Annotated in this window: 5 protein-coding genes; 2 read left to right on the top strand and 3 right to left on the bottom strand. The window is 71.8% G+C overall.

Annotation, left to right across the window (positions count from 1 at the left end):
- Positions 1-937: 937 nt before the first annotated feature.
- Positions 938-2,593 carry an FAD-binding oxidoreductase gene (locus ACFYXS_RS39355; protein WP_389256618.1) on the bottom strand — a complete coding sequence of 552 codons (1,656 nt, stop codon included), beginning with the start codon at positions 2,591-2,593 and terminating at the stop codon, positions 938-940.
- Between the two features lie 65 nt (positions 2,594-2,658).
- On the opposite strand from ACFYXS_RS39355, the gene ACFYXS_RS39350 reads away from it, so the two are divergent.
- Both ACFYXS_RS39350 and ACFYXS_RS39345 read left to right on the top strand, forming a co-directional pair.
- Entirely contained in the window at positions 2,659-3,366 is a 708-nt protein-coding gene (locus ACFYXS_RS39350) for a TetR/AcrR family transcriptional regulator (RefSeq protein ID WP_389256617.1), read from the top strand.
- A 541-nt stretch (positions 3,367-3,907) separates the two neighbouring features.
- On the top strand, positions 3,908-4,570 hold the full coding sequence (locus ACFYXS_RS39345; RefSeq protein WP_389256616.1) for an enoyl-CoA hydratase-related protein: 663 nt from the start codon (positions 3,908-3,910) through the stop codon (positions 4,568-4,570).
- A gap of 284 nt (positions 4,571-4,854) precedes the next feature.
- On the opposite strand, the gene ACFYXS_RS39340 is transcribed toward ACFYXS_RS39345, so the two are convergent.
- Together ACFYXS_RS39340 and ACFYXS_RS39335 are read right to left on the bottom strand one after the other, a co-directional pair.
- Positions 4,855-5,511, bottom strand: a complete 657-nt coding sequence (locus ACFYXS_RS39340; protein WP_389256615.1) for a hypothetical protein — start codon at positions 5,509-5,511, stop codon at positions 4,855-4,857.
- A 213-nt stretch (positions 5,512-5,724) separates the two neighbouring features.
- Positions 5,725-9,804 carry a S8 family serine peptidase gene (locus ACFYXS_RS39335; RefSeq protein WP_389256614.1) on the bottom strand — a complete coding sequence of 1,360 codons (4,080 nt, stop codon included), beginning with the start codon at positions 9,802-9,804 and terminating at the stop codon, positions 5,725-5,727.
- Between the last annotated feature and the right edge of the window lie 174 nt (positions 9,805-9,978).

Raw genomic sequence — 9,978 nt, 5'->3', positions numbered from 1 at the left:
ACGACGACACCGTCGTGCCCGCCGAACTCACCGCATAGCCTCAAAGAAGAGATCACCGAGTGGCCGTCGATACACCACTCCAGCGGACGTGACCCGCGATCAGGGCGGGCAGTGTCGGTGCCGCTATGTGGATGTCGATCCGGATGCGCGACGCGAGCGTGATACCCAGGGCCAGCGCGGCCAGGATGACGACGACCGCTGTAGGCAGACGAATGCCGCGACGTCTCGGTGGGGTTTCTTGGGTGGACGAAGAGTCAGTGCGCGTGTCCTGCGGCACGCTGGGGGACCTCCCATGCTCGTTGCCACTCGCTCGGCGGCCCCGGGGATGTCACCGTGGGTTGCAGCCCGCGGTGAGGGGCCTCCATGGGAAGCGTGAAGCCCCTGGCGGGGTCCGGTCCACTCGGTATACGGAGTTGAATTCGCGTGCGACGGCACGGTGGGCGGGATCCGGACAATCACGCGACGTAGCAGCCCAAGGGATCAGTGCACAAGGCCAGTTCGGGGCCGTGATCCATTACCGGACATGTATTTTACGGCCATTCTTCGGGTGGCATCGCAACGCTAAGGTATTGCCTTTACTTTGCCGGCCTGCTGTCATTGTCCTTGAGACCACGACCACATCCGGTTCGCCGGACCTTGTCCCGTACGGCGCCCCGGTCGGGTGCCCCTGGGGAATGGGTGGTCTCTTTGGCTGACCCCGGCCGTTGCCACTCGCACCAGGGGACAGGGCCGGGTTCTGTTGCAGCGGAATCGGCCCCGATCATTCCGACGCCCGTGCACCGGTCGAGCCGCGTGCGCGCGCGTCGGTGATCGCAGGGATGTCACTACCCGACAGGGCCTGATCAACTTCCGTGGGCGTCCGGATCGTTGCCCCAGGACGGAAACAACAGGGACGCCCGCCGGGTGGTGTCCGCCGGAGCCGACGGCGGCGCGACCGTCATCCGCCGGGCGCGTCGAAGGCACGTGGGCCGTGTGCATCGCGGCTGGAAGCCGATGGATCGATGACAACGCCGGGGTTGAGGATTCCGGCCGGGTCGAGGACCGTCTTGCCGGCCCGCAGGGCGGCGGCGAACAGGTCGGGGCGCTGGCGGTCGTACCACGGGCGGTGGTCGCGCCCCACCGCGTGGTGGTGGGTGATGGTCGCCCCGCCGCTGATCAGCGCCTCGGAGACCGCCTGCTTGATCTCGTCCCACTGCTCGACCGTCCTGCCCCACTTCCCCGCGGCGTAGACACCGAAGTACGGGGCCGGACCATCGGGGTACACGTGGGTGAAGCGGCAGGTCACGACGCCTTCCGCGCCGACCTGGCGCATCGCGTCCTGGGCAGCGGCGTCGACGCCGGCGCGCAGGGTGTCGAACCGGTCCCATGTGCAGGCCGTCTCGAACGTCTCCACGATCATGCCCTGGGCGGCGAGGGCGTCCCGCTGGTAGGGCATGCGCAGGAAGGAGTTGCGCCAAGTGTCGGCGGCCCCGGTCCGTGCGTCCTGCTCCGCGGTCCCGGCGTAGCGCGGCTCCTCGGCCAGGGTGCCGCCGTGGTCTCTGCACAGCTCCAGTGCGCGTCCCATCGAGGCGTTGACGGGGTGGTCGGCGGATTCGAAGCCGAGTACCAGGACGGCGGTCGGGGCGCCGGCGTTGATGAACGCCTCCATGGGGTCCAGGAGGCGGCAGTTGGCGGGGTACAGGCCGGACTGCGAGAGGGCGCGCACCGCGCGCACGCCCGCGTCGTGGTCGGCGAAGCCCACCGAGGCTCCCGCACGCCACCGAGGCCGGTCCTGGAGGCGGACCCAGGCCTGGGTGATGACGCCGAGCGTTCCCTCCGAGCCGAGGAACATCCGGTCGGGGGACGGTCCGGCTCCCGAGCCCGGGAGACGGCGGGACTCGAGGACCCCGCTGGGAGCGATGACCCGCATCGATTCGGTGAGGTCGTCGATGTGGGTGAGGTTCGTTGCGAAGTGGCCGCCGGCGCGGGTGGCCAGCCAGCCGCCGAGGGTGGAGAACTCGAACGACTGGGGGAAGAACCTCAAACTGTAGCCGTGGGGGCGCAGTTGGTCCTCCAGGTGCGGGCCGAGGACCCCGGCCTGGACGAGCGCGGCCCGGCTGGTGCGGTCGATCTCCAGGACCTGGTCCATCGCGCCCATGTCCAGGCTGACCACCCCGGCGTAGGCATCACCCACCCGCGGTTCGACGCCTCCCACCACCGAGGAACCACCGCCGAAGGGAATGACCGCGATGTCGGCGTCACTGCACCAGTCCAGGAGATCGACGACCTGTGCCTCGGATGTCGGGCGCACTACGAGGTCGGGCACGTGGGGCAGGCGCCCCAGCAGCGCCCTCACGACATCGCGGAACGCCTGCCCGTGGCTGTGCGCGAGCCGGTCGCGCACCTCGGCGGACGCGATCGACGCCAGAGCCGGCGGCGCCTGGACGCGGCTCGCCCGCACCCCGAACTGCTCGATCGACGGGGCCTCGTGCACCGTCAGGTCGGCGCCCGGCAGCATCTCCGCGGTACGCCGGGTGATCTCCGCACGCTCCGCGCCCGTCACCGCGTCCTCGACGTTTCCCCATCCCCACCACGACCGCGTCTTGCTGCCCACTGCCGCACCACCGATCTGAACGCCGGGTAAATTACCTGTCGGTCACTTTGGCATAGGGTGGGACCATGGACAAGCAGGAGAAGGGCGTCAGCACGGTCGGGACCAAGGGAATGCCCCGCGCCGACCGGGAGAGGCTGATCCTGGACGCGGCGGCCCACGAGTTCGGCGCCAAGGGCTACACACGCGGGTCGACCGCCGCGGTGGCAGCGCGTGCCGGAATCAGCAAGCCCATGATCTACGAGTACTTCGGATCCAAGGACGGCCTTTACCTGACGTGCCTGGAGTATGCCGGATCCCGCCTCGTCGAAGCCGTCGCCGCGGCGCAGGAGGGGCCGTCCGACCTCACACGTGCCGCTCGCACCCTCGAGGCCGTCTTCCGGAGGCTGGAGTCCCGCGTCGACGACTGGGCTCTCGTCTACGACACGACGGTGCCGGCCGACGGGCCCCTCCATGCGGCGGCCGCCGTCTACCGACAGGAGCTGAACCGCCTCGGAGCGGTCGGCGTAGCCGAGTTCCTCGGCTCCCCGGAGGCGGGCGAGGCGCTCGACACCGACCTCGCCACGCACCTGTGGTACGGCACCGTGAGCGCCGCGGTCGCCTGGTGGCGCCACCACCCCGAGCAGAGCGCCGACGACATGACGGCACGCTTCGAACGGATCTTCGCGGTCCTGTATCGACAGCCTGCCGCACCGGCCGCGGCAGGCCGACCTCGAAGAACGGACAATCGCCCGCCCGGCCGAGCTGAAAAACGGGCCACGGAACCGCGCCGGTGAACACTGCGACGATGACCTCGACGCAAGCGTCGGCGCGGGTCCGAGGACGGAGACACCGCCGAGGAATCCGCACGGGGGCGACCCTGCCCGGCTGCCGCACGAGCCTGTGTTCCTGGCGCGCTGGACGGCCCGAAGCCGGTACGGGGCCGTTCCCCTCGCATCCCGGTCGGCAACCGTCGCCGGCCGGCCTGGCGATCACGCGAAGTCGGCCGTGGGCGTTACTCGTTGGTGTTCGATCGTGGATGCGGACAGGTTCGCCGCTCGTCACCGCGTTCCGGCGGGTGACGGCCCGGTCGTGCGGTGACGTGCCGCTCTGCGGGGGCGCGCCGGTCGAGCCGCCGCGCTGTGGGCCTTCCGGTCGCCTTGGACCGGGATGTCGAAGGACCATGGAAGAGAAGGTCGCTCGTGGACATCGGTGTGACCGCAGCGGTCGCACCGGGGCGGCGACGCGATCATTCCGCTGCCCCCCGGAATCAAGGAGGGGCGACGGAGGAAGGCTCCGAACAGGACATTGACGTGGCACGACCCTCCGGGAGCGCAGATGCCCACTCTGGACCGCCAGGACAACGTCTTCGTGCTCGACATCGGAGACGGCGAGAACCGCTTCCATCCCGACTGGCTCGCCTCCGTCGGCGCTGCCCTGGACGAAGTAGAGAAGGCAGAGGGGCCGCGCGCCCTGGTGACCGCCGCGACGGGCAAGTTCTTCTCCAACGGGCTGGATCTGGAATGGCTCGGCGCCCACGCCGACCAGCACGAGAGCTACCGCGACTCCGTCCACCGGCTCCTCGCCCGCGTGCTGTCCCTGCCGATGGTCACCGTGGCCGCCCTGCAGGGGCACACCTTCGCCGCCGGCGCGATGCTCTCCCTCGCTCATGACTTCCGTGTGATGCGCGCCGACCGCGGCTTCTGGTGCCTGCCCGAGGCCGAGATCAACATCCCCTTCACGCCCGGCATGTCCGCCCTGATCCGGTCCCGCCTGGCGCCGCAGACCGCGCACGAGGCCATGGTCGCCGCCCGCCGGTACGGTGGGACGGACGCCGCGGCCGCCGGGATCGTGGACCGGGCGGTGACAGAGGACGCCGTGCGTTCCGCGGCCCTGGAGATCGCCGAGGCGCAGGCCGGTAAGGCGGGCGACACCCTCGGCACCATCAAGGAACGGATGTACGCCTCGGCACTGGCCGTTCTGCGCGGTGCGGCCGGCTGAGCGGAGCGCGGAGAACGCCGGCCCCGGCGAGGGTGCCGGCGGTGCCGGTGCTCGCGGGCTGTGCGGACGTCGTGCACGGCACCGCCGGTCGGCGGCGATCCGGTCGATCGGCGGCAGCGTTCCGTCCAGCGGGACGAACGCCGTGCAGCAGCGGGCGCGGGCCACCTCATGAGCATCGGGCTCGGACACCGCAGTGATCACGAAACCCGTGCCCGCACTGTTGTGCGCCTCAACCGGTCACAGCGCGACCACCCGCACGACCCCGGAACCTGCGACCGCCCTGATCACCCGACGGCGCAGTTCCTCCACGCGGTCGCGAGGGCCCGCGGGATCTGCGGGATGTCGGCGCAGCCGTGCGGGCCCGCGGGGAAGCCGTCGCTGGTGAGGTAGGTCCAGTCGGTCCCGGAGGCGCTGCGGAAGTACTTCATGGCGCCGCCCTCGTCCTGGAGGCCCACGAGTTCGCCCTCCTTCGCGCCGGAGGCGGGGTCGAACGGGGTGGCGGCGTAGCGGACGGTGCCGCACTGGCCGTAGAAGAACCGTTGGGGCGCGGGCGCGATGTGGACGAAGCGGGGGTAGCTGCGTGTGTAGGCCCGTGTCACCGCTGACTTGACCGCGCTGCTGACGGACAGATTGCGGCAGCCGGGGACGGAGACGGGCGCCTGCGGGGCCTTGGTCGGGGCCTTGCTCGGTGTCTGGGCCGTGGCCGTGGCCTTGGCCGACGCGGTGGCGCTGTGCGACGGCGCCGGCGTCGTGGCGGAGGACGAGGCCGAAGGAGACGCCTCGGTGGAGGCGCCCGCCGGGGCGGAGGCCTCCGGGGAGGGCGAAGTGCTTGTGCCGGCGGCGGAGTCGGACCCGGACCCGGAAGAATCGGTGCACCCCGAGAGCAACAGGGTGCAGCCCAGCAGCGCGGCCGCTATCGATGCACTTCTGATTCCGGACAACTCGAGTCTCCTTCTCGGTCGGCACAGCTGGCGTGGAGCCGCTGCCGCCCTTCGGCCGGCACACCGCTCGCCTTCCAGTACTCCCGCGGCACTGCGGAGGGTTGCACAGGAGCCTGTGTCAATGGTTCTGATTCGGTAAAGGTGCGGGCGGGCATGCCGCGGGGGCGGGAAGCGTCGACCGCTTCCCGCCCCCGGACCGTACTGCGTTCGCGCTCAGTAGGAGAACTGGCGGATCTGCCCGTCGTAGGCCCCGTACGTCCAGCCTGTGCGGGTCGCCGGGTCCAGTTGGACGGAGTTCATCACACCGCCGTGGACCAGGGGACCGCCGTGGCCGGTGATCTGGAACCCGGTCAGCGTCTTCACCACCTCCCCGGTCGTGACGTCGATGACGAGCAGTTGACCGGTGGCGTTGTTGTCCGCGACGACGGCCGTGCCGGAGCCCGCGTAGCTGGTGCCCTCCGGCGCGGTGAACGCCGCCACCGCGAGCCCGTTGGCGCCGTCCACGGCCATTCCCGTGGCGGGGCCGCGGCGTACGGCCACCGGGTCGTCCGTCGTGCCGGTCGCCACGTCGAGCGAGCCGAGCACGCTGGTCGGGACGATCTTGGTGCTGACCGCGGTGGCCGACAGGTTGTAGAGCGTGCCGGCGTCGTCGGAGGAGAACCCGTTGCTGCAACCGGACATGGTGCCCACCAGCGTCACGCTGCGGGTCCCGGTGTTCACCCGGGGGATCTGCACGCCGCCCAGGCAGAGGGCGATCGGAGCGCCCTTGGCCAGGTAGACGTCGCCGGTGGAGGAGTCGACGTCCAGGAGGCTGTACGAGCCCTTGACGACGCCCGGCAGGTCGGCGGGGACGGGGGCGTCGGTGGTGCCGTCCCTCAGGTCGACAGGCAGCACCAGGTCGCTGTTGTCGGCGACCGCCCGCAGCAGCAGCGCGCCGCGGGAGCGGGGGGCGTCGACGCGTCCGACGACGAACCGGTAGTCGGCCGCCGCGAGCGTGGTCCGCCCGACGAGGGTGCCGGAGGCGGTGTCCCAGGTCTCCACCTGTACATCGCCGCCGGGCTTCGCCTGGTGCACCGCGAGGGCGCGGTGCGTGGCGGGGGCCACGCCGAGGACCTCGTACTCGGATCCGTCGCCGCTGTCCGAGGCGATGACCGGGCCGTAAGCGCCGGTCCTGGTGGAGTAGTGCCGGATCTCGGTGGCGCCGGAGACGGTCCGCAGCGCGGCGACCGAGTCGTCGCCCGCGGCGGCGAAGGACAGCACCGTGCTTCCGTCCGGGGCGAGGCCGTCGTCGACTTCGAGGGTCGAGACCGATGAGGCCTGGCCGACGACCCGGTGCTTGCTGTCGAGGGCCATGACGCGCACGCCGTAGACGGTCGAGGTGGACAGGCCCAGCCGCAGGGCGTCGAGGTCGACGCTGCCCTTGGTGGCGGGCAGGACGCGGTGGGCGGCGGAGGGCGCGTCGACGCCGTTGCCGTCGAGGGCCGTGCCGTTGGCGTTGGTGAAGGTGTTCAGCGAGTTGTGGAGCGTCGGGGCGGGCGCGGCGAACTCCACCTGCGCGTACTTCGCCCCCGGCACGTCGCGCACGTCGTAGCGCAGGGAGAAGCCGGGCTTGGTGCGGGTGACCTGGGTGCTGTGCGCGGGGACGCCGTCCAGGCCGGTGACCAGCGGTGCCTGCGGGCGCTGGTCGGCGGTGCCGCCGTCGACGCGGACCGGTGCGAACTCCCCGTAGGTGGTCAGGGTGGGGTTGCCGCCGAAGCCTGACTGGGCGATGCCGATGCCGTAGAGGCCGCCGCCGGCGGCGAACGCGTCGGCGGGGATGGTGACGGTGCCGGAAGTGGCGGTCAGGGATTGGTGCCACGCGGCGCTGAACAGCGGTGCGAGAGCGGGGTTCCAGTGGCCGACGGTGGACACGACGAGCTGCGGATTGCTGGTCCTGGCGACACCGGACAGGTCGTAGCTGACGGTGACCGCGTGGCCGGCCTTCACCACCGCGGGCGCCTTGGGCGCGGCGCCCTCCACGTAACGGCCGTCGCTCGGGCCGACGGTGAGGGTGCGGCGCACGGTGGCCTGGGTCCGGCCGCCGGTCAGTACGCGGTAGGTGGCGGTGATCGTGCGGTCGGAGGCGGAGACGACCGGGAGTCCGGCGGCGTCGAGCAGTTCGGTCGGCGTCACCCGGATCGCAGGGGTCGTGGAGCGCCAGGTCTTCGCGCCCACGGTGAGGGTGTACGTGGGGCTGGCTCCCTTGGGCAGGCCGGTGACGTCACCGGCGAAGGTGACCGGGCCCACCAGGCCCATGCCGTTGCCGCCGGAGGCCATGTCGCCGAGGTCGATGCGGTTCGGGTCGGTGGTCTCCAGGAACTGCCCGCCCAGGCCGGCGTTGGTGACCCGGTGGGCGACCGACAGCCGTACGGCGGCCGGGGCTTGGGCGCCGCGGTGCCCGAGGACGTCCTCGACGGCGGCGGTGACGTCGATCTGCTTGCCGACGTTGAGCTCGCGGTCGATCTGCGCCGGGGTGGCGACCTCGCGGCCGGTGCGCTGCAGGACGTCCCGTACCTGCGCGGGCGTCAGGTGGTGTCCGGCGAGCCCTGCGGCCTGGAGCACGACGGCGGCGGCCGCGGCGATCTCGGGCGCGGACGCGGACGTGCCGCCGTTGAGGACGGGGGTGACGGACTGCGCGTCGCCCCGCTCGGTGTGGGTGAAGGCGACGATGTTGTCGCTGGGCGCGGAGAGGTCGATGCGGGTGCCGAAGCCGGAGGAGAAGGTGCCGAAGCCGCTGATGCGGGTCTCGGCGGTGGTGGCGTCCCCGGTCCGGGAGGCGAGGGTGTCGTCCAGGGTGGTGCCGCCGGCGGCTATCGCGCCGCTGTCGGGGACGTGCGACGGGGTGGTGGAGTAGGCCACGTCGTTGATGTCGGTGGCCGACTTGTCGTTCTTCGCGGTGTCGGTGGGCGTGCTGCCGCCGTCGGGGCCGACGGCGGCCGGGGTGTAGAGGCGGGTTCCGTCGTTGGAGGAGATCACCACCACGACGTGGTCCTTCTGGACGATCGAGGCGACCACGGACCGGATGTACGGGTCGTCCTCCAGGTAACGGCCCGGGAAGCCCTGGGCGTCGGTGCCGAAGCCGAGGCTGGCGGTGATGACGTCCGGCTTGGGCGACTGGTGGGCGGCGGCCAGGAGCGCGGTCGCGATCTGGTCCATCGTCGGCTGCTGCGGGACGACGAGGCGGTAGCCGGCGCCGGGGGCGACACCGAGCAGGTCGGTGTAGTCGCTGCCGGTCCGGTCGGGGCGCTGGCGGTCGTGGGCGAGGGGCGCCATGACGCTGAAGTCGAGGAGGACTTCGCCGAGGCCGGGGTCCTGGTCCTTGGTGGACGCCGAACCGCTGAGGCTCCCGTCGGGAGCCGCGACGTAGGCGGGGATCAGCGGCATGGAGGGGAGGTCGAGGTAGCGCTGACCGTCCTGGAGCACGGTGGTCGGTCCGTGGCCCTGTACGTAGGGGTCACCGGCGTCGGCCATCGCCTGGTCGGTGAGGTCGCCGATGGAGACGTTGGTGATGGTCCGGCCGGCGCCGGGCTGCTGCCCGTAGCGGCCCTGGAGGATGTCGAAGGCGCCCACCGCGTTGACGCCGCCGGCGTTGAGGAACGCCTGGGCGGAGTCGGTGAGGGCGAAGTTGGTGGGGATGGCGGAGGCACTGGGCGCGGTCCCCGGCGTGTGCTTCGTGGACGCCCTTGCGGTGGCGGGCAGTTGCCGCCCCCCGGTGTTCATGGTGTTCACGTAGCGGTTCGGCTCGGCGCCGACGATGCCGGGCGTGCCTTGGAGGGCGCGGGCGACGGCGGCGGAGTCGCGGTTCCCGGTCCGTACGACGTAGGTGCGCGACAGGTCGGCGGTGTCGTCTCCCAGGCGCGTGCGGGCCGATGCGGTCATCGACTCGGTGGCCGCGGCCGACAGGGAGGGGAGGAGCGGCTGGAGCGAGGTGGCCCCGACCGCGTTCAGCTTCTCGTTCACGACGGCGCTGCTGGTCCCGGGGGCGTGTGCCTGGGCCCTGTTGCCCGGCAGCTTGCGGCCGGTCACAGCGGTCTGCGGAGAGAGGGTCACCAGCACCTGGCCCGGGACGACCCCTGCGCGCTGGGCGGGCGGCGCCTTCTGCGGCGACGCGTCACCGAGGGACGGGACGGAGCTCCCGCCCGCGGCACCGGGAGCGGCGGAGGCCGGGAGCGCGGCGGTGAGGGCCAGGAACACGACGGACGTGACGGATACGGCACCGAGCCGCCGTCCGCCGTGCGGATGGGCACGCGACATGGGACACCCTTTCAGCGGGGCGAGGGTGTGCGGGGGGACACACCGCGGCACGCTGACGCCCACCTCAACGCAGGGCAGCGCGCTCGCTGCTGGAAGATGTCAAGTGCGGCGGACGAGGCACAAGGTGGGGAAGGTGGCCTACCTCCGCCAGGTGGCCGGTTGGTGCCACGGAGG

Source organism: Streptomyces sp. NPDC002574 (genome assembly GCF_042889545.1).
Classification (GTDB): domain Bacteria; phylum Actinomycetota; class Actinomycetes; order Streptomycetales; family Streptomycetaceae; genus Actinacidiphila.
Note: the sequence above shows the minus strand (reverse complement) of the source record. Positions and strands in the feature narration are given on the sequence as shown.